Below are 25,899 nucleotides of genomic sequence, written 5' to 3' on the forward strand. Positions count from 1 at the left end.
GCGCCGCCGACGTTCCGGCCCGGAGAGAACTTCCATCTTAAAATTGCTGCTAGTCATATTACCAACATTACTCCTACACACTTAGCTAAGTGGGGGAGCATGTCCGGGCCTTTCGGGGGCTAATTCATTGGTATCTTAGCGCACGTCGATATTGAATCGGGCTATGAAATCGAGGTGCCCGGTGCCTCACCCCATAAATTCGACGTGATTGCCCACAAAGCACTGCTCGGAATCGAGCTAAAGCATGCTGGATCAGCTATATCCTATGCGGCAGGCGATCCCAATATGGACCGAATGCAAATGGGGAAAAATCGAATAGAGAAACTGAAGCTAGGGTCCCGACAATATCTGGCTAGAGTTCTTAATTCAGATGCTCATTCCCTAGGGAATCTTGGGCGCAATGCAGAGCTGCAAAAAAGAGTTACCCGTTACAAAATGGACAGTCTCTCGTTTGGGGCTCTACGGCTCGCTCTCGAAGACGCTGATGCTCGAGTCCGGATAGAGGATTTGATACCCAGCTCCGTACCGCACGTTATAGGCGTGTCCCTCGATGGTGGTTTTCTTACAAACCAGTCTATCCAATTTAGCCAAAACCTTAATTGTATTATTGGGGGCCGTGGCACCGGTAAATCAACCACCTTTGAAGCCGTTCGCTGTTTGGTGGGAGTAGACGCCGATTGCAAGGTTCTCGATTCTGAAGTTTGGCCAGATATATTGCATCTTTTCTGGCGCGATAAGGCAGGCGTTCTACATCGCTTACAGCGCCATAAAGAAGGTGAGATGATCAACTTGGACGGCGACGATCGACCCGTTACCTTTGAAATTGATTGTTTTGGTCAAGGCGATGCGGCGAAGATTAGCATCCAAGCCCAAACCAATCCACTTGCGCTTCTGAACTACCTTGACCGTTTTATCAATATTCGCGCGGCAATCGATTCCGAAAGCGAAGTTAGGGACAAATTACTTGAGCTGCAATCTAAGATCGAAGAGGCTGAGCAAAAAGTAGAACTCATACCCCAGCATGAACGGCTCTTGGCAACGACTAGGCAGCAGTTGGAAGCCTTAAAGAAGCCAGAAGTGACCGAACTAATCACTTTACAGCGCAAACTAGCGACCGAACGCGCGGTGCAATCCGACATCGCCGAAGTCATCAGTGAAGCTAAGCAGCAAATAGCGGCAGGCAGCTTCACTGACTTTGCCGGCCGCATACGAGAGGTTTCTACAGTGGACACTCTCACTGTAGGGCGAGAAGAGTTCCAGGCGATCCTCACAGCTGCCTCCAGTTATGAAACCAACGTCGGCGCAGCGGAAATACAAATTCGTTCAAGTGTCGATGCGCTGGAAGGTGTGGTTAAAACTCAAATTCTTACTTGGAAAACCAAAGAGACTGCAGCCCAAACACGTATTGATGAAAAGCGCCGCGAACTAGAGGCTTTGAACATTGCTTTTGATATGTCCTATATCAGTAAGCTCGCCAATGATGAGGCATCTCATGAGCAATCGATCAAAAATCTGAAAACTTGGAAACCGCACCTTGATGAACTGAAAAAACAGCGGGTGCAAACTTTGCGAGAGAGATGGGGTCTTAGGGAGAGGGTTGCTACACTTCGAGATGCATTCGGTCGTAAAGCGAGTGAAATTCTGAGTGAATCTTTGTCCGATCTTTTTGTAAGCCTGAAATACAAGCGAAATGCCTACTCCCCAGAGGCTGAGGACATCATCATTAATGCCATGGGGTGGAGAACCAACCAACAAGTAAGAGCTAACTATCTGGTTGCTGAGTTGACGATCCCGAAACTCCTAGATTCGCTTGGAAAGAAGGATTTTTCGGCTATAACGGGTATTAAGACGCCTGAAGGAGTTTCAATCTTCAAACAGGATGAAGCTCGGTCGATACTAGAAACCTTAGCTGAAAAAACGACACGGCAAGCGCTCGAGCGAGTCGCATTGCACGACCTTCCGAAACTACAGGTCACTCGCCACAATCCTGCCGCTACCGGTACACGTCATGTAACCCGCGACTTCTCCAAACTATCGCTAGGGCAGCAGCAATCAGTTCTGCTGGCATTGATGTTGTCATCCGACAGTGATCGGCCGCTAATTATCGACCAGCCAGAAGACAATTTAGATGGAGAATTCATTTACGCTACCCTTGTACCGGTGCTCAGAAGAGCAAAAGAACGGCGACAAATCATCATCGTGACCCATAATCCAAATGTCGCAGTCCTTGGCGATGCCGAGCAGATCGTTGTACTGAAGGCACTAAATGATCGCGGAACCATAACGTCACGGGGTTCAATTGATCATGCAGAGACCCGTGATGCAGCATGTGCAATCTTAGAAGGAGCAAAAGAAGCCTTCATCCGCCGCAGCAGTATGTACGGTCTGGGTTCATACAGCCTTCCAAACTGAGGCGGGACAAGAGGTAAAAAGATGCCGACAGATGCTAATTTCTTCACAACCCCGACTGGAATCGCAGTCATTTCAGCGGGTGCCTCGTTTATCGCGGGCCTTCTAGGTGCGGGAATTTCTGCTTGGACGACACGACGTCTTCATGTGTCGCAGCTTGCCGCTGACCAAAGCCTAGCCGAACAAAGATTCGCATTTGATATCTCGCTTGCAGAAAGGAAATTCTTGTTGGATGCCCGGAACGCTGATCGTAAACGCAAACAAGACTTGGCAGAAACTGTGTTGACGGGCTTCTACCAAACCGAGGCGATCATGCGATCAGTACGTTCACCGATGAGTTATCTCTATGAAGCTGATAGCCGTCCAAAAGTGACAGCCGAAACAGAATCGACAGCAAAGCTGCGTGATACATACTACGTTATTCTAGCTCGTTACGACAAAAATCGAAAGGAAATAGGAAACCTACTTGCGCTCCGCTATCGCATGACTGCCTGGTTTGGCGCAAATGCCGACGTTCCATTCCAAAGGCTGCAAGAAGCTATAAATCAGGTCATCACAGCTGCACAGATGCTCGTGCGGTGGTCGGCCGACGCAGACAGTTTCCGCGCCAATAACTTAGAGTTATGGCAAAAAATGGAGGCAGACATATGGTGGGGAGCAGAAGATCCCGACCGAGTGGGCGTGCTGATTACGGGAGCTGTCGCCGCAATGGAAGCAATCTGCCGTCCAATTCTCGAGGAGATCGTTGCTGCATGAAGCAAATCGATCATCGACTGAGCGAAATATTTCTAATCAGGCGAACAAACACGAACGGGGATCAGGAATTGAAAGTCATCACAGGAACCGGATTTGCCGCTGCCGCACTTCTTTTTTCAGGCTCTGTAGCCTTTGCCGCGCCGACATACCTCAGCTGCGAATTTGCGGGTTCGAAGGGAACCCCTCAGGTGTTCAATTTCGCTCTCGACGAAGCCGCCGGGACATTTGGAGTTTATGTCCCGGCTTCCGGAAGTCAGAGAATGGAGAAAGGCACCTTCGCCGGCGGGAAAGCGAGCCTGAATGAAGGCTCGGTGGCATGGGAGATCGATATCGCCAAGGGTTCGGTCATTCGTGATAAGCGCATGGTTGGCGAGAAGGACAGCGGGACCTGCAAGACGATCTCGCACGCGCAGAGCGGCTTTGACGAGTAATTGCTGATCCGGACAAGAGGCCGGTATCAAGCGTTTACAGGGCGCTGAGAGCCTGGCGTGCCATCAGGCCGACATCACCCGGCAGATCGCCATCCTGCCTCGCAGGGTATCCTCTACGATACGGCCCACATCATTTGTGAAGCTCGCCCATAACGGAGCGGAGCAAGCTTTGATCCGGCATTTTGCTGATTGGTATGCCTGCTTCACGAAACCACGATGTATCCGCCTCCGGATGAGGCCCCGTCAGCACGACGACACCTTTGCCGAAACGGTAACGAGCAGCGGCAATATCGCCATTCTGATACGTAGCAATCTTCTTGAACCCGCTGCGGTCTTTCGGCTCAGGCATATACGGCCCGTCCTGAAAGAAGACTGTTTGTTTTCTACCGCTCCACCTTGTCGACACCGCCGTGCTTATGATCGAATTTACCGGAAAGCCGGGCCGCCCGACCTCGGATTCCAGCTCGTCATCGATCAATCCTATGCCCGAACCGCTTGCGAGATAGGCTCCCATGCACGAGCCGAAAAAGCCGCCTCCTGCCTTAACAAACCTGCGGATGGCCTCAACCCGTTGATCACCAAGGCTTTCAAATGCGGCTGGAATATCCTGTCCCCCGCCCGGCTGGACGTAGATGTCATATTTTGAAAGCGTCTCGTCGCGAATATCGATCTTCTCCTTCGCACCGACGTAATCGACACGATACTCAGGTCCGAGCGCCATAATCGATTGACGCATCGTTTCAGAGCAATCCTCGCAACTGGCGGGCCCGCGGTAAACCGCAACCCGAACGATGCCTTCCTTTGCGTTTGAAGAAGAAACCACCCCGGTGGTGGCAGTGATAACGGTGAGTGCCGCGGTCATGGTTTTGATGATCATGTCTTATCTCGCTTATCTGGCGCGGGTTGGCCGAGGGAAGAGGCACAGCTGGCAGGAACTGGAACACAGCTTATGAGGCGCGCAACGCGCCGAGGCTCAGCGTGGATCATGGTCTGGTATTCACCATGGGGTCCTCATCCAGGCTTTGATCGTCCGGCGCAGGAGCAACGCTTGACCCGCCCGAATCCTCATTGGGCGGCCATGTATCAGATGTTGAATGATCGGGCGGCGTCCAGCCCTCACGATCCTCCCGCTTGTCCTCATGGTCTGGCGAAGTGCCGTCTGTGGCAGGATCGAAAGCGCCCCTCTCCGCAGCATCAGGTTGTTGTTCCGGCGGAGACGGAACCACAGGCGGCGGGTTGTCCTGATCGCCAGGAGTAGCGGGATCCTGATCCTTCAGGCGGCTGTCGATCGGGACTTCAGGGCCTTGATCGGGAGCCTCTGCCGACGGAGGAACAGCGTTGTTTCTGAACTCATCAACCGGCGGAGCAGCCAGGGTCTGGTCTGTGGAAACGTCTTCCACGCTGAAGTTCACATCCTGTGGAACTGGCGCGACGGCGACATCCGACAAATCTTCCTCGGGCATCGTCTGGTAGATATTCGTCGTCTCGTTCGTGACGTTGTATATCGTTTCATAGGTGACGTTCTGGAAGATTTCGGGGCGGCTTTCGGTCATGATCGGAGCAGAAATGATCACGGGTTCGCTGTAATAGCTGTCAGCAACGCCTTGGTAATACCCGTCGTAATATCCGTCCCAGTAACTGTCGATTGACCGGTCGCTTTCAAAATCGACGATCCTTACATAATAGCCTGGATAATATTCCCTCGTGGTGAGTGAGAGAGCTGCGAAGGAGCCGGACAGGACCGTCAGTGTGAACGAAAGGCGCTGGTAGTCGTATCCACTTGCAGGCGCGCGCTGCGCTATCACAATTTCACGCCGCATCCTGATAACCTCAGTGCGAAGAGCTGCGTTGTCGGCGACCTCGTCCTCCAACTGCTGCATTCTATACGACAAGTCGGCAACTTTTCGTTTGAGCGCTTTCACATCCGATGCATTTGCATTTGCCGCAAATCCCTTATGTTTTGCGAGGACGAAACGGCTTGAATATTCCGCCCAGGCCGCATTGAAGCGCTGGAGAGCTCTCGTCGCCCCGTCGCATTTGGCTGATGACAGGGAGTAACGCGTCTGCAGATTACCGACCGCATGGGACAGCGCCTTGGTGGCCCGCGAAATGCGGGCGGGTTCACGCGATGCAATTGCCGCTTCAAGGCCCTGCACAGACCGCGTCGCCTCCGTGAGGGCAGCGAGCGCAGCCACGCCACTGCGACGCCGTTTCTCGCCCTTCGCTTCGCTGAACGAAAAAGCGATTTCCCCCAGAGAGGCGCGCATGTCTCCAAGAAGGGCCGGCGCGTTCATCCGGACGGGTGAGCCGGCAACCGCTCGCACTGACGAGAGCGAAACGACGGCGGTTGCCAAGACAGCCTGCTGGACCAGGGGACTAACCGTAAGCGCCGCGAAAACCGGGAGGAGCGACACGAGTTTCATTTTGTTTTCAGGCATTTTCAAATCTCTCGTACCTATTGTATGTCATCGCAGGAGCGCGCAATCCGTATATGTCCGGTCACGGCACCTTAAGGGTCCGTCCACGGACCATCCGGGCGGATTTCGTGTGGCCAGGATCGTGAGCGCAATCATCCAGAAGATGGCAACAAACACGGCGGCTGGAAGTAGGCGCAAGAACATCGGTGAACCTCACTGAACCTGACGAGCCAAAAACGCGTCAGGCAGTGATATATTCGACTGGACCTGACAGCCCCTTGAAGCCGTTGTCAGCGAATTGTCATCTTCAATCGTCTAAAGGTGCTGCGACCAAGGAGGTCCATGTGAAACCCACCAAGCCAAAGCGATGCGTCCGATACTCCGTCGTGCTGGCGTTGATGCTCTCCACCGTGGTCCACGCGCGCGCCTATGCTGAAGATGACACGGGCGCAGGCGCTGAAAGCGAGACCTCCTCCGAGACCGAAAGCGACGATGGCGTGGCCGAGGGCGTCTATAATGGCAGCGACGCTGCCAGCTCGATGCGCGGCTTTTCCAACGAGATCGAAGATTACGAACAGCAGGATCAAGGGGGCCCAAATGGTCTTCAGGGGCAAAATATCCTTTCGCTCGACAGCATTGCGGCAAAAACCCAGGCGCTCACGGACGGCCGCATTCTGGACGCTGAGCTCAAGCCGCGCCGCAACGGCCTCAGATACGAACTCAAAGTCCTGGAAAATGACGACCGGTTGCGACGATACTCCTTCGACGCGCATAACGGCCGTCTCATCGGAGTGAAGTGAACCATGCGCGTTCTCATCGCCGAAGATGATAAACGGATCGCTCAGTCTCTCTCGATTGCGCTTGCGGCTGCCGGTTTCGTGACAGAGATCTCGCTTGATGGCGAGGACGCCTGGTTTCGAGGCGAAACCGAGGCATTTGATGCCGTCATCTTAGATCTCGGCCTTCCAGGCCTCGACGGACTGACCATTCTCAAGCGATGGCGCCGCGACGGCAGGGCTGCGCCGGTTCTCATCCTGACAGCCCGCGGAGACTGGAGCGAACGGGTCGAAGGTATCGAATCCGGTGCAGATGATTATGTCGTGAAGCCTTTCAGGATGGAGGAAGTCGTCGCGCGTATCCGGGCGCTGGTGAGGCGCGCAGCCGGCTTTTCCTCGCCGAACATCACGATAGGCCGCTACACGCTGGACACGCGGCTGAAACAGGTCTCGATCGGAGGATTGCCCGTCGCACTCTCTCCCCAGGAATACCGCCTGTTAGCCTTCATGGCGCACAGGCCGGGGAAGGTCGTTTCCCAGCTGGAAATCACGGAACATCTCTATGCACAGGATGACGACCGCCTGTCCAACGCCGTCGAGGTGCTGGTCGGGCGGCTTCGCCGCCGACTGGGCGCCGATATCATCATTACACGCAGAGGGTTGGGATATCTCCTGGGCGGCGATGCCGCATGAAATCACGATCGCTGAAATCCCGCATGATCGTGGCCGGCGCGGTGTGGATTTTTTTCGCGCTCATACTTGCCGGTTCTGCAATATCCTATCTGTTCATTGAAAATGTCGAAAAGGGAGTTCGGTCCGATCTCAGCGCGACACTCTCGCGGCTCGTTGCCATCATCGACCTTGATGCGCGGCAAGATCGGCCCCGTCTGACACGACAGCTGCCCGACCCGAGATATGAAACCCCGTTTAGCGGCGTTTACTGGCAGATCACCGACATAGACAATCAAAAGGCGCTGCGCTCGCGCTCCCTGTGGGATAAAAATCTCGAGACGGAGGTGAGCACCGATGGCGAGCATTTCGCCAGTATTGACGGCCCGGCGGGCCAATCCCTGCTGGCACTGTCGTTGACGACGCGCTTCAAGGCGAGGGACATTGAACGTCACTATCAGATCGTCGTCGCACTGGACCGTTCCATCCTCGACGAAACCATTCACAAATTTGCATGGGAAATGACCGCGGCGCTCGCCGTACTCGGTGCGTCGCTCGTCCTTGCCGCCCTGTTGCAGGTTCATTTCGGCCTCCTGCCGTTCCGGCAGTTAAAGAGTGAAGTCGAGATCATTCGCAAGGGCGCCGCGACCTCGCTGGAGAGCGAATATCCGACAGAGGTGTATCCGCTTGTTGCCGAAGTGAACGAACTGTTGAAACTGCAGGAAACATCGATCGAATTTGCAAGGGCGCGCGCTTCCGATCTTGCGCACGGATTGAAGACGCCCCTCTCCGTCCTAGTGACGGTTGCCGAGGACCTCAGACGCCGTGGCGAAACGTCCGCCGCGTCTGTCCTGTTCGATCTGTCCGAGGAAATGAACAGTCGGGTGGACTATCAGCTCAAATTGTCGAAACTCCGACAGAGAGCGCGGCTGCACACATTGCGGGCTCCACTTGGATCGATCGTCAGCCGGGCCGTCGCCGTTCTCAAGAAAACCAAAGAAGGCGAGCAACTGAACTGGCAGATCGACATGACGCAGAACATCGACGTCGATATCGATGAAAACGATCTCGTCGAACTGGTCGGCGTCGTTTTGGAAAACGCAGCAAAGTGGGCCACCTCGACGGTACGGGTGTCAGCATCAAGGCGGAAGGACGTCGCAGAGCTGCGCATCTTTGATGACGGGCCGGGTATCGGCCAGTCCGACCTCAAGCTCATTGGGAAACGCGGCCAACGCTTCGATGAAAGCGTTGGCGGGTCTGGACTTGGCTTGGCGATTGCAACGGAAATTCTCGCGATAAACCACGGTTCGATCCTCTTCGAAGGCGATCAGGGCGTGGGAACCCTTGTCATCGTGAGGCTTCCGCTTGCCGTCTGATCTCGACAAACCTGCAACGACTTGATGTTCACCTGAAGGGATATTCAGCGACAAGGGAGCACTAAAATTACCGACCAGCTGACCTAGTGCCATTCAGGAGTTTATCGAGTTCAGCAGCGCGGGATCTGGATAGCCGAACTTCTTCAGCAAACAGCGGCCAGCGGTCTACGGCCGCTCGAACCTGTTCGACAACTTCCCGGCCATCCGGATCTGAAATCGAGGCCCCCCTGGAGACTGCCGAAAGGTGAGGCACGTCCTCAGGGCGTCGGACGTGACATCATGATCGTTTGTTTACTGCGTCTTTGTTTCGAGGGCCTTCACAATGGCCTCACCGAATGCCTTGGCCGAGGCTGGGTTCTGACCTGTGATGAGACGGCCGTCGACAACAACCTTGTTCTCGAAAATCGGTGCCTCTTCAAATATCGCACCAGCGTTCTTCAGCGCGCCCTCGAGCTCGAAAGGAACGATCTTGTCATAGTGGCGGGAGGCTTCTTCTTCTGCAGTGAAGCTCGTGAGTTGGCGTCCCCTGATAAGGCTTTCGCCGTTGCTCAGCTTCACATTCAAAAGGCCTGCCGGACCGTGGCAAACGGCACTGACGATGCCGTTGCCCTCGTAAATCTTGCGAATGATATCCTGAAGATCGGTATCATTGACGAAATCCCACATTGGTCCATGTCCGCCGACAAGTTGGACAGCCGCATATTGTGAGGCGTCGACCTCTGAAAGTTTGATCGAATTTGCGATCTTGTTGCGATGATCCGGATTGGTCCAGAATGCGAGTGTCGCAGGATCCTTTAGATCGAACCCGTCAAAAGGCGACAATCCGCCCTTCGGACTTGCAATGTCGAAATCGATACCGGCTTCATCGAACACTTCTACGGGGTGCGTAAGCTCGGGAAACCAATATCCGCCGACGAGTTCGGGGGTTTTCTTGTCCAGGCTGGACACGACGATCAGGATTTTTTTCTTTGCGGTTTCAGCAGTCTGCGCGAACGAGCTGGCGGGCAGCGCGACAAGGGTGGCAATGGCGACGCAGATGCCTGCGACGTGGTTAAAGAGCGACATATCCATTCCTCAAATTGTTGACACGCTCTCCATATGTCCAGCTTCGATTAAAAACATAAGTGCCACACTTCTATATGGATTGTTTAGAAAACCTTCGTTATCTGTCTGGAGCCTTATAGGGTTGCCTTCGACAATGGTCCGAATGGAAAGATCAAATGACGCGTCACGATGCATTCGACGGACTGTCGGAATTCCTGGCAATCGCCAGGCATAAAAGCATCCGCAAGGCAGCATTGGAGCTTGGCGTGACGCCAGGCGCGATCAGCCAGGCGTTGCAGCGGCTGGAACGAAGACTATCGACACCCTTGTTTCATCGTACGACCAGAAAAATGTCGCTGACAGAAGCAGGCGAAGGGCTTCTGGGGAAGATAGGCCCGGCGGCTCATCTGATCGAGGCAAGCTTTGAGGAGACGCTCCAGTCCTCAAGCGAGCCGTCCGGCACGTTGCGGCTTATCGTGGAGAGGCTTGCTATTCCGCATGTTTTGGATCCTGTCATGCCCATTTTCAGACGGTCTTGGCCGCTGGTGAATGTGGACGTGACGGTCAGCAATCAGCATCACGATTTTGTTGCCCAGGGTTATGACGCTGGCATCCTGCTCGGATCCTATATCGCCCAGGAAATGATCGCTATCAGGCTTTCACCACCGTTCAGTTGGGCCGTTTTCGGTTCTCCAGAGTATTTCAAAGCGCATGGGAAACCGAAAACACCTGGGGAGCTTACACAGCACCGATGCATTCGATTTCGACGCCCGGAAAAAGGAGACATCTACCGGTGGGAGTTTCTCGATCAGGGTCAGACCGTCCGATTGGAACCGAGTGGACCGATCACAGTGAACGATGGGGAACTTATGCGGCAATTCGCTTGCCAGGGTCTGGGCCTCATCTATTCGTCGACGTTCCACACATCCAGCGAACTCGCCCAGGGTCTGCTCGAACCCGCTTTGCTCGATTACTCTCCCGGTGGCGATGGCCTCTTTCTCTACTTCACCAAGGCCGCCCAAAGCCAGCCCAAGTTACGGGCCTTCATCGACACCTGCTCGAAGCTGCGCAAGCAGTCCAAGTCAGTGGCGTGATGTATATTCAATTCCGACCATAGATGCCTCCGGCCTGCCGCGCACTGTCAGACTTGGAAACAACATCAAGCCTCTCATTAAATCAGGTCTGCCTGCAGCAGCCTCAAGAATGTCCGGGGACGCCGGCACCTCACAAGACGTATAACGCGTCATGATGCGCAACGTTGACGACGTCTCCGATGACCGTGAACCCCTTTCGTGAATAGATTAATAAAATCGAAAAGACCGATCCGAACCAGTTTGGAAAAAACTGGCAACGTCATGCAACTGAGTTGATTGCACCTATTTCGACGGAATCCGTAGCCCACCGCTCGGGAATACTGCTCTGACTACCTTTTCGTGAGCATGCCAGCGCTGCGGCGATCGATGCCCGCTGCATGGCCGCCTTGAGCGGCAAGCCGCAGTCTAATCCCGAGGCAAGCACCCCGACGAAGCAATCGCCAGCTGCTGTTGTATCCTGTACGTCGATCGACATGGCCGCGATACGAATATACTCGCCAAACGCGCAGGCTTCAGCACCATCACCACCGAGTGTACGCAGAACGCCGGTGGCGAGACGCACAGACAAGGCCGTTGCCGATGCATCGCAACCGAGCCAACCCGCTAAAGCCTCAGCTTCATCTTCATTGACGACAATCAGATCGCACAAGGACAGAACTTCTTCCGACAAAAGAAATGCCGGTGCGAGGTTGAGGATCGAGATGGCCTTTGAGGCATGCGTACGGCGGATGAGTTTTTCCACTTCGGCCACATCGTTTTCCATTTGCATGAGCACGACACCGGCCCGCTGCAACAAATCCTCCTCCACGTAATTCGAAGAAACCGCGAGGTTGGCACCAGCCGCCACCACAATCATATTCCGACCCTTGGCATCGATATGGATCGAGGCATTGCCGGTCGGTTCTCCAAGAGAGGCGACGCGGCTGATATCCGTTGCCGTCTTCAGGTTCTGCAAGCCGATCTCGGCCAGACCATCCTGCCCGACCGCACCCACCATCACCACCTCGGCACCATCTCGGGCCGCTGCAAGCGCCTGATTGGCGCCTTTGCCACCGGCCTCCGTGCGGAAACGTTTGGCAAGCAGCGTCTGGCCCGGCTGCGGCATGTCCTCGACCTCATAAACGAAGTCGACATTGATTGAGCCGAAGGTGATGATCATGACGCGGTTTCCTTAAGCGATCTGAACGAAGTGACCTTCGCCGGCTTCTTCGTAGGTCCGCTTCGGCGGCACATAATCGGCAGCGCGGAACGGGCTCTTGATCTCGTCATTGGAGATACGGCGCGTCTGTCGGCGCGAGGGATCGGCAATCGGGACCGCCGCCATCAGCCGTTTGGTATATTCGTGCTGCGGGTTTTCAAAGACGGCCTGACGCGGGCCAATTTCGACGATCTCTCCGAGATACATCACGGCGACGCGGTGGCTGATGCGCTCGACAACCGCCATGTCGTGGCTGATGAAGAGGTAACCGAGACCGTATTTTTCCTGCAGGTCCAGCATCAGATTGATGACCTGTGCCTTCACCGAGACATCGAGCGCGGACACCGACTCGTCGGCAATCAGGAGCTTCGGCTCCAGCGCGAGGGCGCGGGCGATACAGACGCGTTGACGCTGGCCGCCGGAAAATTCGTGCGGGAAGCGGTCCGCCATCGAAGCGGAAAGGCCGACACGTTCCAGAAGGTCACCGACGCGCTGACGCGCTTGCGAAGCTGGCGCCAGACCATGGGTGACGATCGGCTCGGCAATCGCCTGGCCGACGCGGATGCGTGGATTGAGGCTTTCGAACGGGTCCTGGAAGATCATCTGCGCTTCGCGGCGGATATCGGCGAGATCGCTCTTGCCGGCCGTAAGTACATTCTTGCCGCCGATCTGCACTTCACCGGATACCGCATCGGTAAGCCGAATGATCGAGCGGCCGGTGGTAGATTTACCGCAACCGGATTCGCCGACCAACGACAGGGTTTCCCCCTGACGCAGTTCCAGCGATACGCCTTCGACCGCGTGGATGCGGCCGATGGTTTTGCGCAGGAAGCCCTTCCTGATCGGAAAGCGCGTAATCAGGTTGTCGACCTTGAGGATCGGTGGGTGATTGCGCTTGACCGTATCCTCGGTCGGCTTGACCGGCTGGATTTCCCCGGTTGCCATGTCCACCTGCGGAAACCGCAACGGACGATCCTTGCCGGTCATCGAGCCAAGCTGTGGTACTGCCGACAACAGCGCGCGGGTATAGGGATGTTTGGCGCCGGCAAAGAGATCATGCGTCGTGCCGGTCTCAACCTGTTCGCCACGATACATCACCACCGTACGGTCGGATATTTCCGCAACAACGCCCATGTCATGGGTGATGAAGAGCACGGACATGCCTTCCTCTTCCTGCAGTGTCTTGATGAGTTCGAGGATCTGCGCCTGGATGGTCACATCGAGCGCCGTCGTCGGTTCGTCGGCGATCAGCAGCTTGGGGTCACAGGCAAGTGCAATCGCGATAACGACACGCTGGCGCATGCCGCCCGAAAAATTCATCGGGTATTCGTTAAGGCGCGACTTTGCCGAGGGAATGCGGACCTTTTCCAGAAGCCGCACGGCTTCTGCCTGAGCTTCGGTTTCCGTCATGCCGCGGTGCTGGCGCAGGACCTCGGTGATCTGCGCACCGATCTTCAGCACCGGGTTGAGTGAGGTCATCGGCTCCTGAAAGATCATACCAATGCGATTGCCGCGGATTTTCTGCATGTCTTCAAGCGGGATCGACAGAAGATCCTTGCCCTCGAACTCGATCTTTCCGGTCACGCGCGAATTGCCCGGCGACAGAAGCCGCATGATCGACATCGCCGTGACGCTCTTGCCCGAACCGGATTCACCGACAACGGCAACGGTTTCCTTCGGCGCGATATCGAAGCTGACATCATGCACGACATTGCGCCACTCGCCACCGACGCGGAAGGCCGTGTTGAGATTGGAAATTGAAAGAATTGGATTGGTCATGATCTTAGCCCTCACGACGCGGATTGAGGATGTCGCGCAGGGAATCGCCGATCAGGTTGATCGCGACGATGAGCAACAGAAGGGCGATGCCCGGGAATAGGCTGATCCAGTAGTCACCGGAAAGCAGGTATTCGAAGCCGTTCGAGATCAGCAGACCAAGGGACGGTTCCGTCACCGGCAGGCCGATGCCAAGGAAGGAAAGCGTTGCTTCCAGCATGATGGCATAAGCGACGCGCATGGTGGCGACGACGATCAGCGGCGGCAGGCAGTTCGGCAGGATGTGCCGGAAAAGGATGTTGCGGTCCGGCAGCGCCATCGAGCGGGCGGCATCGACATAAGCGCGTTTGCGCTCGACCAGCGCCGAACCGCGGATCGTGCGGGCATAATAAGCCCATTGCGTCACCACCAGCGCCAGAATGATCTTGTCGACGCCCTGGCCGAGAATGGCGAGGAAAATCAGCGCAATCAGGATTGCGGGGAAGCTCAGCTGGATATCGACGATACGCATCAGCACCGAGTCCAGCCGGCCGCCGACATAAGCGCTGGTGAGGCCGATCGATGCGCCGATGACGAGCGCGATCGCCGCACTGGAGAGGCCGACGAGGATACTGGTGCGCAGGCCATAGAGGATGGCGCTGAACAGGTCGCGGCCCTGCGTGTCGGTGCCGATCAGATAGGGCATGCCCGACATGCTTTCCGAACCCGGTGGCAGGCGACCGTCGAGAATGTCGAGTTGAGCCAGATCATACGGATTTTGCGGCGCGATGACCGGTGCGAAGATGGCAGCCACGATAAAGATCGTCACCAGTATGATGCCGACGAGCGCGAGCTTGTCGTGCAGCAGCGCATGGACGACTTCCCGTGCGGGGGAACGCGAGGTGGATTTCGCGCCGCTGTTTGCGGCGGCATGAACCGAAACGGTCGAGCTGTTGTTGTCGGTCATCACGAATTCCCCTCAAGGCGAACGCGGGGGTCGACGATGGAGTACAGAATGTCGACCAGAAGATTGATGATGCTGAACATCACCACGGTGATCATCAGGTAGGCGAGGATGACGGGACGGTCGAGAACGCCGATAGCGTCGATGATCAGCTTGCCCATGCCTGGCCAGGCAAAGATCGTTTCCGTGACGACTGCGAAAGCGATCAGCGAGCCAAGTTCCAGACCGATGACGGTGATCAACGGGATCAGTGTGTTCTTCAGCACGTGTACGGTGACGATACGGCGTTCGGGCAGACCCTTGGCGCGGGCGAAACGAACGAAATCGAGCTGCATTGTTTCCATCACGCCGGCGCGTGTAAGACGGATGACCAGCGAAATCTTGAACAGCGCCAGATTAAAGGCCGGCAGCAGCAGATGCGCCAAACCATCGAACGTGAACAGGCTGAGCGGCACGCCAAGAACGTTGACAGTCTCACCGCGACCCGATGCCGGCAACCAGCCCAAATAGACGCTGAACAGCATGATCATGACCAGCCCGATCCAGAAGGTCGGCAAACTGAAACCGAGGATCGAAAAGGTCATGATCGACTTGGAAATAAAGCCCTTCGGCTTGAGGCCGGCATAAACGCCGAGCGGAATGCCGACAACAAGCGCCATGAACAGCGCGACGAAGGCAAGTTCCAGCGTTGCCGGCATGCGGTTCAAAATCAGGGTTAGCGCCGGCTGATTGAACACAAAGGAATTGCCGAGATCGCCGGAAAGCGCACGCGTGAGGAACAGCCAGTATTGCTCCCAAACCGACTTGTCGAGGCCGAAGGACTGGATGACCTGCAGGCGTTCCGCCGGTGTCGCGGTCGGGCTCAGCAGAACGTCAACCGGATTGCCGACGAGATAGAGGCCGACAAAGACCAGAACCGACATGACAAAAAGCGTGAGCACGGTTTGTAGCGACCGGCTTAGAAGATATCCGCTCATGAGCTTGAGCCTCCCAGATTTTTTTTAGCGAGCGCTGCACCGCCATGGCGGGCGATGCGCTCGATCAGTAATTCGATGAAACCGGTCTCGTCGACATCGGTAACGACGGTGGTGTTCGCCGCCCGGTCCATCTTCTTGTAGAAATCGGCGTAGGTGTACCCCATCGTGAGACCGGTGACCTCAACGCCGACAAAAGCCTCACGGCTGGTAAACAATTCGGGTCGGATCAGCCACGCGATCGTCGTCGCATCATGGATCGGTCCGCCCGGTCGACCGAAACGTTTGACGTCGCTGCGGTCGAAGGTCGAGAAAAGATTGAAAAGGGCATCGCCCGCTTCGCCGCCGGCACGGAACCGTTCAAAATGTTTGGCGGTAAACAGCGCCTGGAAGGTCATGTCGAGCGGCATCAGCACAATCGGAACGCCGGACTGGAAGACGATTTCGGCGGCGTGCGGATCGGCATAGACGTTGAATTCGGCCCATGGCGTGCGATGGCCAAGTGCGGTGAAAGCTCCCCCCATCGAAACGATCCGGCGGATGCCGCGGGCAACGTCCGGATGCTGGATCAACGCCAGCGCCACATTCGTCATCGGCCCGATAGCGCAGATGGTGACCGGCTCACCTGCCGCTGCCGCCGCCCGCGCCGTGCGGACGATGAAACGCACGGCGTTTTCTTCCGCCGCAACGATATCCCCGGCCTTGACCAGCGTATCGTCGAAAGCGCCGATGCGAGCGTATTTCCCATAGACCTGTTCGCGCACCAGCGGACCGCTGGCACCGGCATAAACCGGCACATCACGCCGTCCGCTCAGGCCAACCAGCTTGCACGCATTGGTGACCGTATCGCGAAGCGGCACATTGCCGGCGACAATGGACAGTCCCAGAACCTCGATTTCCGGCGAGGCAAGCGCCATCAGAATGGCGGCGGCATCGTCCACGCCAGGATCCGCATCTATGATGACCTTGTGAGGTTTCATGCGACGACCTTTTCGGCATAACGCGACAGGCGCTCGAGGAAGAAGGCGATCACGCCTTCCGCATCGACCCTGGTGACGATGTCGGCATTCGGCTCCAAGCCGCTCTTGCCATACCAGTCGGCAATCGTCTGGCCCATGCAGAGTTCGCTTTCATATTCGACGAACACACGTGCTTTCTGGGTTTCAAACAGATGCGGCGCAAGGATATAGGCCATGACCAGCGGATCATGCAGCGGACCGCCACGCGAGCCATAACGGGGTACGTCGTTACGATCCCAGAACGCCATCAGTTCGGCAAGCGTCTGGGAAATGCGACCGCTGACGCGGGAAAACTCAGTGACATGTTCCGGCTTCAGCATGACCTGATGGGTAGCATCGAGTGCCAGCGCGACAATCGGGATGCCGCTGGAAAACACCACATGCACGGCATGCGGATCGGCCAGAACATTATATTCTGAGGTCATCGTGCGGTTGCCGGGTTCGCGATAGGCGCCGCCCATCATCACGATACGTTCGATGCCTCCAGCGATCTGCGGTTTCATACGCAGCGCGACGGCAATATTGGTCATCGGACCCAGGCAGCAGAGCGTGATACGCTCGCCCTGTTCGGCGGCCTTGTCCAGCGCGTCGATCAGGAAATCGACGGCGGAAGTCTCTTCCGCCTTCTTCACCGGTTCCGGCAATACGGTGTTGCCGAGTCCGGTCTTGCCATGAAACTGACCATGGATCGGCTCACGCAGCATCGGCCGGAAGCAGCCGGCATAGACCGGGATGTCGGCACGATTGCCGAGTTCGCAGACCTGCAGCGCATTGCGCACCGTGCGCTCCAGCGGCTGGTTGCCACAGACCGGCGTGATACCCAGAATCTTAAGTTCCGGCGACACGAATGCGGTCAACAGGGCAATCGTGTCATCGATACCCGGATCACAATCGACGATGATCGAAATCGGCTTCATTCTCAATGCCTTCAATGTGTGGGATCAGAAAACTCAGAGCGCGCCGACATCGCGCAGCACACTGGCGATTTCCGCTCGCGCGGCTTCGCCGAGCGGCATTTGCGGATGTATCGGCGCACCGACGGCAAAACCCTGCAGATCGAGCGCCGTCTTGATGCAGGCGGCGATCGAATACTTCGCGAAAATCTCGTTGACCTTCCACATCGGCCGCTGAAGGTCCATCGCACGCGTCCAGTCGCCGGCCTTGGCCACCTCATAAAGCGCAATGCTCTGCTTGGGCACGATGCAGGCCGGACCGGCCATCCAGCCCACACCGCCAATCATCATCACGCAGACCGGGATGTGCGCGGAGGCTGCAAATACTTCCATCCGGCCGCGGGTCCGCTCGATGATGGAGAGCAGGCGCCCCGTATTGGTCGAGGCGTCCTTGATGTAACGGATATTATCGACCCGGCTCAGTCGCTCGATAACCGGCAACGAAAGATCGGAACGCTGGAACTGCGGATTGGTATAGAGCACCACCGGACGGCCCTTGGCCGCCCCGGCGATCGCAGTGAAATAGGCTTCCACACCCTCGTCGCTGACCGGAAAGTACGCTTCGAGGATCGCCAGAATGCCATCCGCACCGGCCGCGACCATATATTCCGTCTGGGCGACGGCGTCGGCAGTAGAAATCGACGCCACGCCGGCGATAACGGGAACCCGGCCGCGATTGGCCGAGATCACGGTATCGACAACGATGCGTCTTTGCTCCTGGGAGAGATAGGCAAATTCACCCGTGCTGCCGAGCGGCGTCAGACCATGCACGCCCGCGTCGACCAGGTGGTCCACCAGATCCGTCAGCACACCTTGCATCACCTCACCACGGCTATCGACCGGGGAAACGAGATAGGGAAATACACCGCTGAAAGACATGGTGGACCGCTCCTTTTCTTCGATCAGTTCGGCTTCACGTAGTAGGGAAGCGTGTAACCGTCGGAACGACCTGCATAGTTGATATCGCTCTTCACCGCCCAGGTGTTGGCGAGATAGAAAACCGGAATGACACCGAGATCCGTCATCGCGATTTCTGTGGCCTTCTTCAGAAGCTCCTCGCGCCTGGCGTCGTCGAGCGTCGAGCGGGCTTCGTTCAGGGCCTTGTCGAATTCCGGGTTGGAATAACGACCGCGATTGCCCTGACCGGCCTTTTCGCCGTAGGTCTCGAGGATCGGTCCAAGAACGCCCGAAGCCTCACCGGTTTCGACGGCGGCACCGCCCATGATGAACGAAAACTCGAGGTTCGAGGCACGGGTAAAATAGACGCTGCCCGGCAGGGTGGCGACTTCGGTCTTCACGCCGACGCGGCTGAAGAACTGGCCGATGGCCTGCGCAACCTTGCTATCGTTCGGATAACGGTCATTCGATGCATGGAAGGTCAACTGGAAACCGTCGGGATAACCGGCCTTCGCCAACAGTTCCTTGGCCTTGGTCGGGTCATAGGCATCGACCTTGATGGCGGGATCATAACCGAAATAACCTTCCGGCACGACCTGGCCGGCCGGCACGCCCTGCCCGTCCATGATGCGGTCGACCAGCGCTTCGCGGTTGATCGACAGGGACAGAGCGCGGCGCACTTCCGGTTTCAGGAGCGGGTTCTTGCCATCCGGACCCTTGGCGAAAGGCGATTCTTCACGGGCTTGGTCCATGTGCAGATACATGATGCGGTTGCCGGCAATATTGACGACTTTCAGCTTGTCGGATGCCTCAAGCCGGCGGGTATCGGCCGTCGGGATGCTTTCGATCATGTCGACATCGCCCGAAAGCATGGCGGCAACGCGCGCGCTCGGGTTCTTGAAGACCCGGAAGGTTACCTTGTCCCAGGCAGCTTTTTCGCCCCAATAGGCATCATTGCGTGCAACAACGACATTGTCGTCCGGCGACCAGGAAACGAATTTAAACGGGCCGGTGCCGACAACACCCTTGCCGGTGTTCATTTCGCCCGTCGTAACCTTTTCCATTTCGGCCGGAAGTATCGCGATACGGCTGAGGTTGTTGAGCAGAAGCGGCGTTGGACCGGCAGTCTTGATACGGACCGTCAGCGGATCGACGGCTTCGACCTCGGTGATAGCCTTCACGTAAGCGGCAAATGAGCTTGGGCTGTTGGTCGAGGCAAGTGGAATGCGCTTGATGCTGGCGACTACGTCTTCAGCGGTGAAATCGCTGCCGTCGTGGAATTTCACGCCTTCGCGCAGCTTGAATTCCCAGGTCTTGTCATCGACGATTTTCCAAGAAACGGCGAGCGCCGGCTGGATCTGCTGCTTGTCGTCCTGATTGACGAGGCCATCGAAAATGTTGCGCGCCATCGCACTGTTCGGGCCGACGACATAAAATTGCGGGTCCATGGACGTCGTTGAGGCAGAAAGACCAACGGTCAGATCCCGCGCCTCGCTCGCGAACGGCATGGCGAAAACAGACGCTGCCAATGCGGCTGCGAAAACAGAAAACTTCATGACGGGGACTCCTCCAGGTTGTCCGGCCCGCGCTCCCTGCGGGCAAAAGAAGAATTAACGTTTTACCTGGCAAAAGAAAAATTGCATTTTGTACTTAAGCCATGCCGCAATGTTATGGAAGGAAACCAGGTGAGACTGAAACCAAGGCAGGTCGAAGCGTTTCGAGCCGTGATGATGACCGGTGGCATTACTGCAGCGGCCGAAGCCCTGAACGTCACCCAGCCGGCCGTTAGTCGTCTTATCCGCGATCTTGAGGATATCGTGCAGATGCGGTTGTTTGAACGGATCGGCGCCAGGCTGGTTCCAACCACCGAAGCCACGCAGTTTTACCGGGAGGTCGAACGACTGTATCTCGGCCTCGACCAGATCGCCCAGGCGGCCGATGACATACGAGCACACAAGAACACCGTCTTGCGGATCGGTAGTGTCACGTCATTGGTAAGGCCTTATCTTCACAAGGCAATTGTCGAGGTGATTGGTGACCGGCTGGACATTCCGCTTGTCATCGACGTCGAAAACAGCCGCCACATCTGGGATATGGTCGATCAGAACCGCTACGATCTCGGTCTGGTTTTCGGTTCTCCCAGAATGGCCGACAAGAATGCCACGCCTCTATACAGTTCCTATGCCGTCGCCGCAATGACGGCAGATCACCGTCTGGCATCCCGCCGGGTCGTCACACCTGGTGACCTTCTCAACGAGCGAGTGCTCATTCCTGGCCGCAATTCTCCACTCAGGCTAGCGCTTGACCGCGCTTTCTCAATCGAAGAGCACCAACCGACAAGCACGATGGAAACGTCAATGCTGAACTGCTGCCACTTTGCATCGGCCGGCATGGGCGTCGGCATCGTGGATCATACCAGTCTGCGCTCTGCCGATGCCGAAGTGGTGGCGATACCATTCGAACCAAAGATCGAAGTGTCCTATTACGCGATACGGCCAACTGGTGCGCAAAGAATTGCTGTCCTTGATGAGTTGATTAAGCGCATACGCCAAATGATGAGAGCCGAGGAAGATCCTAATCACACCTAACATTACGGGCTCTTGCATGGGTTCGGACTATCAACGCCTATTTGCCTTGAAATAAGCAGCCACCTCGCCGCTGTATTGACGAGATTGGAAAGGAAGACTTACCGCAGGGATCGACATCTGATTTGGCTATACCCCCAAATTCCGGCTGCAATCTCTGCGTTCAGGTCTGCCCACCAATGTCTTCGGGGGCGATGCCGGAAGGCTCACCCGTCATCCTGCAGCAGGATTCGTGCCAGACATATTTTATGTGCGAGGGCTATTGCCCGGTCGATGTCCCAGTCATCCATCCTGTTTCATGAAACTTATTCGCAAGCCGCACGGGATGGTCTTGAATCCTATGACGAGGTATTGAAGACGTTTCAGGAAAAACAGGGTCTTCCGCAAAACGGCTGGACGGCACCCATTTCCCAGCGTGTGGAGAACGCCACGGCGCTCAAGGGCCGCGCGGACTGAGCCAGACATTGCGCCGTCTCGGTTTCGGCATCAAATAAACGCCTGCCCCCTGCCGGCATCGAACACAGACGCGTCCCTGGCTCTGCGATAACTGACCACCTGCCAGGGGCAGCGCATTCTCTCCCGAAATCGCCGATTTCGGGAACTGATTTTCTACAAAATTAGTAGATATAGAATGACCGGTCTTCCTTTATACCGCTTGAAGGCCTTACGATCCGTTCCAGACCGCTTCTGAACCGCATCCTCCCGCCGTCCTCAATCGCCACCGCACAGACCGCCGAACCAATCAATAACCGAAATCCTCCGGAAAATCCGGAGCGTAAAAGACAGGACGAGAAACGACAGATGCCACGTTACGTTATCATTGGCGCCGGCGCGGTGGGCGCGAGCCTTGCAGCGCAGTTCGCACTTTCCGGCATTGACTATGCGCTTTTCGGACGGGGTGCCCAGATCAGCCATATCAGGCAGCATGGCCTCACCTTCCAGCGCCCCGCAGAGACGCGGCAGATCGATCTGAATGTCTTCGACCTGACGGATCTTCCGGAATTGACCCCGAACGATATACTTCTGCTCACGGTGAAAGCACAGGATGCCGTAAGCGCGCTCGCCTTCTGGTCCTGGCAAAGCGTCTCGAACACGACGACATCGGCAGCGGCAAACCTGCCTATCGTAACTTTTCAAAATGGACTGGCGACCGAAGCAAATGCACTGAGAACATTTGCCCGGGTCTATGGTGCAAGCATTCTGACACCGGCGCGGTTTACCGAAACCGGCAAGGTGGTGGTGGGCGGCGAGCCGCAATTGGGCATCGTGACAGTCGGTCGCTTTCCGCTTGGACAGGATGACGTGACAGCGCAGGTCACGGCGGACCTGAACAGGGCTGGATATCTTGCCGAGGCAAGTGACGATATCCGCCGCTGGAAAGCAGCAAAGCTCCTTCACAACGTTCGAAATGCACTGGAACTTTTCGAGGGTCCGGGCGATCTGAACGACAGGATCAGCGCGGCTCTGGTGGATGAGGCCCGCCATGTGCTGGAAGCGGCAGGCTACACCTTTGCCTCACCCTCCGAGCGAACCGTCGACATCTCGAACTGGCGGGTTGCGCCCAACAGCGGGATTCATCCGGGCCAGCAATCGACATGGCAGAGTTTCAGGCGCGGCGCCTCGAGCGAAGTGGATTTCCTCAACGGAGAAATCGTTCTGCTGGGCCGGATTCATGGCGTTCCGACGCCTTTTAACGAGGCCGTTCAAACGCTGGCCGGAAAGCTGGCACATCAGGGCGGATTTTCAAAGCCGCTGCCGCTCGATGCGATCACATCTCTCATCGCCGTCCCGGACCCGGCGGCACATACCAGTCCTGCCGTCCCTTCATGACCGGCAATCCGTATCAGTGCGACTTTTGAAACGACAGTGTGAAACGATAATGCGAGAAGCCATATCAGACCATATCCTCACCGCCGCTGGCACGCTCTTCTACCGCGAAGGCATCCGGGCTGTCGGCATAGATCGGATCATCGAAGAGGCGAATGTTGCGAAGGCGACGCTTTATCGGCATTTCCCGTCAAAGGATCATCTCGTTGCGGCCTATCTGCAGGCGCGGCACGAGCGAGTGATATACTCGCTTCAAAAGGTACTGGAGGAGGACATGGCTCCGAAGGAGCAGATCCGGTTGATCTTCGAGCAGCTCCACGAAAAGGCTGATAGCCCGGATTTTCGCGGCTGTGCCTTTGCTCTTGCGGTTGCGGAACATGGCGAGTCCGAGCGTGTCGTGTTTGTAGCGCGTGCCCATAAGGCAAAGGTCAGGGACGTGTTTGGCGCTGTTCTGGCAAGAGCCGGCAGCACGGTGGAAATTGCCGCTGCCCATCTGTCACTTCTCTACGAAGGAGCCTTGGCGACCGTTGCCGTCGGACGCGATCCCACGGCGGTCCTGATTGCGCGAGACTGTGCTCTCTCCGTTTTCGACACCGCCGCCGCCTCCACCAATCAACCCAACTGAAAGCAGCAGATCATGACAAGGACGATCGATTATTTTTTCAGCATCGGCTCTCCCTGGGCCTTCATCGGCCTTCAACCGTTTGCTGCGCTCGCGAAAGAACAGGGCGCCACGATCCGCCCCCATGTCATTCCGCTGATCGAGGAAAACGGCGGCATTTATTCCCGAAACCGGCCCGAGGCCAGACGTGCCTACTGGATCAGGGATTTGAAGCGCTGGGCGGCATTGCGCGGAAAAGTGCTCAATTTTGATAATCGCGCAGCTCTCTCGGATCCAGCACCCGCCGGCCTGATGGTGGCGGCGGCGATCGAGACGGGCGATGACTGGCTGACGCTGGCGGCTGCCCTTCAGGAAGCCTTCTGGGTTCACGGCAAAGACATCGGCCGGGCGGACGTGCGTCAGGCGATTGCGAAAGCCGCAGGCTTTGATAGTGCCGCACTCGATAAGCATGGCCAGAGCGATGCGGTTACAGCATTGCAAAAGGCCAGCTTCGAAGCTGCCAGGGCAGCCGGCGTGTTCGGGGTGCCGACCTATAGCTATCAGGATGAACTCTACTGGGGGCAGGACAGCCTTCCATTCCTCGAGCGTCATCTCCGGGGCGAAAAGCTCGCCGCCTGATATCACCACCGAAGGCGGAGACAGTCTGGCGTTATGCCGGGGCGCGCTTCGCCTTCAATGTTTGCAAGTCTGTCGTGGCATTTTGCTGCCGGGCTCCCATGGAATCTCTTATGCCTGACCTGTCCCCTTCTCTCATCCAATCTCTGGGGGACCTCCTCGGGGAGCGTCTTTCAACGTCCCTGGCACTGCGCGAGCAGCATGGGCGCGGCGAAGCACATCATGCAGCCGTGTTTCCCGACGCGGTCGCTTTCGCTGAAACCACCTCCGAAGTATCCGAGATCGTGCGACTATGTGCGGCGGAAGGGGTGCCCGTCATCGCTTTCGGCGCCGGCACTTCGCTTGAGGGGCATTTGACAGCTGTCAATGGCGGGGTCTCAATCGACCTTTCGCGCATGTCGAAGATCGCCCGTATCAGCGGTGAAGATCTGGATTGCACGGTTGAGGCCGGTGTCACGCGGGAGCAATTGAACACATATCTGCGCGACATGGGATTGTTCTTTCCCATCGATCCCGGCGCAAACGCCTCGATTGGCGGCATGGCCGCAACCCGCGCTTCGGGAACCAATGCCGTCCGCTACGGAACGATGCGGGAAAACGTGCTCGGGCTGACCGTGGTGCTGCCGACCGGTCAGATCATCAAAACCGGCGGCCGCGCCAGAAAATCTTCCGCCGGATATGACCTGACGCGGCTGTTTGTGGGTTCGGAAGGAACGCTGGGGATCATCACCGAAATAACGCTTCGTCTCTACGGAATTCCGGAAACCATCTCGGCGGCGCTCTGCTCTTTCGAGAGCGTCGAACAGGCGGTGGTGGCGGCCATTCAGGTCGTGCAGCTTGGCATCCCGGTCGCCCGCATGGAGCTTATGGACCGTGGCCTGATCAGGGCCGTCAACGCCTATTCCGGGCTGGACCTGAAGATAAAGGATACGCTGGCTTTCGAGTTTCACGGCTCGCCCGCCGGCGTTCAGGAGCAGGTCGACATGGTATCCGCCATCGTAGAGGAACATGGCGGCAAGGATTTCGAGTGGGCCAATGCGCCTGAAGATCGCAACCGTCTCTGGAAAGCGAGGCATAGTGCGTTTTATGCCGTCGTATCGCAGAGGCCAAACGCCAAAGGCTGGTCTTCGGATGTCTGTGTTCCAGTGTCGCAGCTCAGCAATTGCATATTAAAGACCCGCGAACTTCTGAAAGATTGCAGCGTACCGGCGGCTATCCTCGGCCATGTCGGCGACGGCAACTATCATGTCGTCTTCGCGGTTGATCCCGGTAATGCGGAAGAACTCGGCGAAGTGGCGGCGATCAACAAGAAGATGGTGCGATACGCGCTGTCTGTCGGCGGCACCTCGACCGGTGAACATGGTGTCGGCACCGGCAAGATCGCTTATCTGCGCGAGGAACATGGCGACGCGGTCGAGCTGATGGCGCTCATCAAACATGCGGTCGATCCTGCCGGCATCATGAATCCCGGGAAAATCCTGCCGAACTAGAATTGCCACTTTGCAGTTGATGATCGTG

Annotated in this window: 24 protein-coding genes; 13 read left to right on the top strand and 11 right to left on the bottom strand. The window is 56.8% G+C overall.

Going from position 1 to position 25,899, the window contains the following annotated elements; all coding sequences use genetic code 11:
* Nucleotides 1–204 precede the first annotated feature (204 nt).
* The 3 genes from M0412_RS22650 to M0412_RS22660 are packed head-to-tail and all read left to right on the top strand — an operon-like array spanning nucleotide 205 to nucleotide 3,596.
* Complete coding sequence (locus tag M0412_RS22650) at nucleotides 205–2,412, top strand: TrlF family AAA-like ATPase (RefSeq protein WP_371338334.1); 2,208 nt, start codon at nucleotides 205–207, stop codon at nucleotides 2,410–2,412.
* A 21-nt stretch (nucleotides 2,413–2,433) separates the two neighbouring features.
* Nucleotides 2,434–3,165 carry a hypothetical protein gene (locus M0412_RS22655; RefSeq protein ID WP_269702964.1) on the top strand — a complete coding sequence of 244 codons (732 nt, stop codon included), beginning with the start codon at nucleotides 2,434–2,436 and terminating at the stop codon, nucleotides 3,163–3,165.
* Complete coding sequence (locus M0412_RS22660) at nucleotides 3,162–3,596, top strand: hypothetical protein (protein WP_269702962.1); 435 nt, start codon at nucleotides 3,162–3,164, stop codon at nucleotides 3,594–3,596. Before M0412_RS22655 ends, M0412_RS22660 begins: the two co-directional genes overlap by 4 nt.
* A 130-nt stretch (nucleotides 3,597–3,726) precedes the next feature.
* Here M0412_RS22660 and M0412_RS22665 read toward each other — a convergent pair whose 3' ends face one another.
* Nucleotides 3,727–4,473, bottom strand: coding sequence for a BPL-N domain-containing protein (locus M0412_RS22665; protein WP_269702960.1), 747 nt, complete (start codon nucleotides 4,471–4,473; stop codon nucleotides 3,727–3,729).
* Between the two features lie 106 nt (nucleotides 4,474–4,579).
* Nucleotides 4,580–6,019, bottom strand: a complete 1,440-nt coding sequence (locus tag M0412_RS22670) for a hypothetical protein (RefSeq protein WP_371338335.1) — start codon at nucleotides 6,017–6,019, stop codon at nucleotides 4,580–4,582.
* Nucleotides 6,020–6,357: 338 nt separating this feature from the next.
* Between M0412_RS22670 and M0412_RS22675 the strand changes: the two genes are divergently transcribed.
* From M0412_RS22675 to M0412_RS22685, 3 genes are read left to right on the top strand one after another with little or no spacing between them, the layout of a single operon-like run.
* Entirely contained in the window at nucleotides 6,358–6,813 is a 456-nt protein-coding gene (locus M0412_RS22675; RefSeq protein WP_269702956.1) for a PepSY domain-containing protein, read from the top strand.
* A gap of 3 nt (nucleotides 6,814–6,816) precedes the next feature.
* Nucleotides 6,817–7,482 (top strand): response regulator transcription factor, encoded by a 666-nt coding sequence (locus tag M0412_RS22680; protein ID WP_142843027.1) that lies wholly within the window; start codon nucleotides 6,817–6,819, stop codon nucleotides 7,480–7,482.
* Entirely contained in the window at nucleotides 7,479–8,834 is a 1,356-nt protein-coding gene (locus tag M0412_RS22685) for a HAMP domain-containing sensor histidine kinase (RefSeq protein ID WP_269702954.1), read from the top strand. Before M0412_RS22680 ends, M0412_RS22685 begins: the two co-directional genes overlap by 4 nt.
* Nucleotides 8,835–9,125: 291 nt before the next feature.
* Here the strand turns inward: M0412_RS22685 and M0412_RS22690 are convergent, their stop codons facing one another.
* Nucleotides 9,126–9,899 (bottom strand): type 1 glutamine amidotransferase domain-containing protein, encoded by a 774-nt coding sequence (locus M0412_RS22690; protein WP_142843029.1) that lies wholly within the window; start codon nucleotides 9,897–9,899, stop codon nucleotides 9,126–9,128.
* Between the two features lie 155 nt (nucleotides 9,900–10,054).
* On the opposite strand from M0412_RS22690, the gene M0412_RS22695 reads away from it, so the two are divergent.
* Entirely contained in the window at nucleotides 10,055–10,972 is a 918-nt protein-coding gene (locus tag M0412_RS22695; RefSeq protein ID WP_142843030.1) for a LysR family transcriptional regulator, read from the top strand.
* A gap of 259 nt (nucleotides 10,973–11,231) precedes the next feature.
* Here M0412_RS22695 and M0412_RS22700 read toward each other — a convergent pair whose 3' ends face one another.
* From M0412_RS22700 to M0412_RS22735, 8 genes are read right to left on the bottom strand one after another with little or no spacing between them, the layout of a single operon-like run.
* The gene (locus M0412_RS22700) at nucleotides 11,232–12,131 is read right to left on the bottom strand and encodes a ribokinase (RefSeq protein WP_269702952.1); all 900 of its coding nucleotides are present in this window, start codon (nucleotides 12,129–12,131) and stop codon (nucleotides 11,232–11,234) included.
* 12 nt (nucleotides 12,132–12,143) lie between these two features.
* On the bottom strand, nucleotides 12,144–13,949 hold the full coding sequence (locus tag M0412_RS22705) for an ABC transporter ATP-binding protein (protein WP_269702950.1): 1,806 nt from the start codon (nucleotides 13,947–13,949) through the stop codon (nucleotides 12,144–12,146).
* A 4-nt stretch (nucleotides 13,950–13,953) separates the two neighbouring features.
* The gene (locus tag M0412_RS22710; RefSeq protein ID WP_269702948.1) at nucleotides 13,954–14,892 is read right to left on the bottom strand and encodes an ABC transporter permease; all 939 of its coding nucleotides are present in this window, start codon (nucleotides 14,890–14,892) and stop codon (nucleotides 13,954–13,956) included.
* On the bottom strand, nucleotides 14,892–15,866 hold the full coding sequence (locus tag M0412_RS22715; RefSeq protein ID WP_142843036.1) for an ABC transporter permease: 975 nt from the start codon (nucleotides 15,864–15,866) through the stop codon (nucleotides 14,892–14,894). Before M0412_RS22715 ends, M0412_RS22710 begins: the two co-directional genes overlap by 1 nt.
* The gene (locus M0412_RS22720) at nucleotides 15,863–16,843 is read right to left on the bottom strand and encodes a nucleoside hydrolase (RefSeq protein WP_269702947.1); all 981 of its coding nucleotides are present in this window, start codon (nucleotides 16,841–16,843) and stop codon (nucleotides 15,863–15,865) included. The genes M0412_RS22715 and M0412_RS22720 overlap by 4 nt, the downstream gene beginning before the upstream one ends.
* On the bottom strand, nucleotides 16,840–17,799 hold the full coding sequence (locus M0412_RS22725; RefSeq protein ID WP_269702945.1) for a nucleoside hydrolase: 960 nt from the start codon (nucleotides 17,797–17,799) through the stop codon (nucleotides 16,840–16,842). Before M0412_RS22725 ends, M0412_RS22720 begins: the two co-directional genes overlap by 4 nt.
* A 33-nt stretch (nucleotides 17,800–17,832) precedes the next feature.
* The gene (locus M0412_RS22730; protein ID WP_269702943.1) at nucleotides 17,833–18,714 is read right to left on the bottom strand and encodes a dihydrodipicolinate synthase family protein; all 882 of its coding nucleotides are present in this window, start codon (nucleotides 18,712–18,714) and stop codon (nucleotides 17,833–17,835) included.
* 23 nt (nucleotides 18,715–18,737) lie between these two features.
* The gene (locus M0412_RS22735) at nucleotides 18,738–20,288 is read right to left on the bottom strand and encodes an ABC transporter substrate-binding protein (RefSeq protein ID WP_269702941.1); all 1,551 of its coding nucleotides are present in this window, start codon (nucleotides 20,286–20,288) and stop codon (nucleotides 18,738–18,740) included.
* 129 nt (nucleotides 20,289–20,417) lie between these two features.
* Between M0412_RS22735 and M0412_RS22740 the strand changes: the two genes are divergently transcribed.
* The 6 genes from M0412_RS22740 (at nucleotide 20,418) to M0412_RS22765 (ending at nucleotide 25,871) form a co-directional block, all read left to right on the top strand.
* Nucleotides 20,418–21,320 carry a LysR family transcriptional regulator gene (locus M0412_RS22740; RefSeq protein ID WP_371338337.1) on the top strand — a complete coding sequence of 301 codons (903 nt, stop codon included), beginning with the start codon at nucleotides 20,418–20,420 and terminating at the stop codon, nucleotides 21,318–21,320.
* Between the two features lie 270 nt (nucleotides 21,321–21,590).
* On the top strand, nucleotides 21,591–21,773 hold the full coding sequence (locus M0412_RS22745) for a hypothetical protein (RefSeq protein ID WP_269702937.1): 183 nt from the start codon (nucleotides 21,591–21,593) through the stop codon (nucleotides 21,771–21,773).
* A 345-nt stretch (nucleotides 21,774–22,118) separates the two neighbouring features.
* Nucleotides 22,119–23,147: a ketopantoate reductase family protein gene (locus M0412_RS22750; RefSeq protein ID WP_269702935.1), complete on the top strand. Its 1,029-nt coding sequence runs from the start codon at nucleotides 22,119–22,121 to the stop codon at nucleotides 23,145–23,147.
* 49 nt (nucleotides 23,148–23,196) lie between these two features.
* The gene (locus M0412_RS22755; protein WP_269702933.1) at nucleotides 23,197–23,769 is read left to right on the top strand and encodes a TetR/AcrR family transcriptional regulator; all 573 of its coding nucleotides are present in this window, start codon (nucleotides 23,197–23,199) and stop codon (nucleotides 23,767–23,769) included.
* Nucleotides 23,770–23,781: 12 nt separating this feature from the next.
* Entirely contained in the window at nucleotides 23,782–24,384 is a 603-nt protein-coding gene (locus M0412_RS22760; protein WP_269702931.1) for a 2-hydroxychromene-2-carboxylate isomerase, read from the top strand.
* A 110-nt stretch (nucleotides 24,385–24,494) separates the two neighbouring features.
* On the top strand, nucleotides 24,495–25,871 hold the full coding sequence (locus M0412_RS22765; RefSeq protein ID WP_269702929.1) for an FAD-binding oxidoreductase: 1,377 nt from the start codon (nucleotides 24,495–24,497) through the stop codon (nucleotides 25,869–25,871).
* Nucleotides 25,872–25,899 lie beyond the last annotated feature (28 nt).

It is taken from the genome of Agrobacterium sp. O3.4 (assembly GCF_041414895.1).
Lineage (GTDB): Bacteria > Pseudomonadota > Alphaproteobacteria > Rhizobiales > Rhizobiaceae > Agrobacterium > Agrobacterium cucumeris.

Coding starts and splice junctions, on each gene's coding strand:
- M0412_RS22655 (WP_269702964.1), top strand. CDS start 2,434: ATGCCGACAGATGCTAATTTCTTCACAACCCCGACTGGAATCGCAGTC.
- M0412_RS22660 (WP_269702962.1), top strand. CDS start 3,162: ATGAAGCAAATCGATCATCGACTGAGCGAAATATTTCTAATCAGGCGA.
- M0412_RS22665 (WP_269702960.1), bottom strand. CDS start 4,473: ATGATCATCAAAACCATGACCGCGGCACTCACCGTTATCACTGCCACC.
- M0412_RS22670 (WP_371338335.1), bottom strand. CDS start 6,019: ATGAAACTCGTGTCGCTCCTCCCGGTTTTCGCGGCGCTTACGGTTAGT.
- M0412_RS22680 (WP_142843027.1), top strand. CDS start 6,817: ATGCGCGTTCTCATCGCCGAAGATGATAAACGGATCGCTCAGTCTCTC.
- M0412_RS22685 (WP_269702954.1), top strand. CDS start 7,479: ATGAAATCACGATCGCTGAAATCCCGCATGATCGTGGCCGGCGCGGTG.
- M0412_RS22690 (WP_142843029.1), bottom strand. CDS start 9,899: ATGTCGCTCTTTAACCACGTCGCAGGCATCTGCGTCGCCATTGCCACC.
- M0412_RS22695 (WP_142843030.1), top strand. CDS start 10,055: ATGACGCGTCACGATGCATTCGACGGACTGTCGGAATTCCTGGCAATC.
- M0412_RS22700 (WP_269702952.1), bottom strand. CDS start 12,131: ATGATCATCACCTTCGGCTCAATCAATGTCGACTTCGTTTATGAGGTC.
- M0412_RS22705 (WP_269702950.1), bottom strand. CDS start 13,949: ATGACCAATCCAATTCTTTCAATTTCCAATCTCAACACGGCCTTCCGC.
- M0412_RS22710 (WP_269702948.1), bottom strand. CDS start 14,892: ATGACCGACAACAACAGCTCGACCGTTTCGGTTCATGCCGCCGCAAAC.
- M0412_RS22715 (WP_142843036.1), bottom strand. CDS start 15,866: ATGAGCGGATATCTTCTAAGCCGGTCGCTACAAACCGTGCTCACGCTT.
- M0412_RS22720 (WP_269702947.1), bottom strand. CDS start 16,843: ATGAAACCTCACAAGGTCATCATAGATGCGGATCCTGGCGTGGACGAT.
- M0412_RS22725 (WP_269702945.1), bottom strand. CDS start 17,799: ATGAAGCCGATTTCGATCATCGTCGATTGTGATCCGGGTATCGATGAC.
- M0412_RS22730 (WP_269702943.1), bottom strand. CDS start 18,714: ATGTCTTTCAGCGGTGTATTTCCCTATCTCGTTTCCCCGGTCGATAGC.
- M0412_RS22735 (WP_269702941.1), bottom strand. CDS start 20,288: ATGAAGTTTTCTGTTTTCGCAGCCGCATTGGCAGCGTCTGTTTTCGCC.
- M0412_RS22745 (WP_269702937.1), top strand. CDS start 21,591: ATGTCCCAGTCATCCATCCTGTTTCATGAAACTTATTCGCAAGCCGCA.
- M0412_RS22750 (WP_269702935.1), top strand. CDS start 22,119: ATGCCACGTTACGTTATCATTGGCGCCGGCGCGGTGGGCGCGAGCCTT.
- M0412_RS22755 (WP_269702933.1), top strand. CDS start 23,197: ATGCGAGAAGCCATATCAGACCATATCCTCACCGCCGCTGGCACGCTC.
- M0412_RS22760 (WP_269702931.1), top strand. CDS start 23,782: ATGACAAGGACGATCGATTATTTTTTCAGCATCGGCTCTCCCTGGGCC.
- M0412_RS22765 (WP_269702929.1), top strand. CDS start 24,495: ATGCCTGACCTGTCCCCTTCTCTCATCCAATCTCTGGGGGACCTCCTC.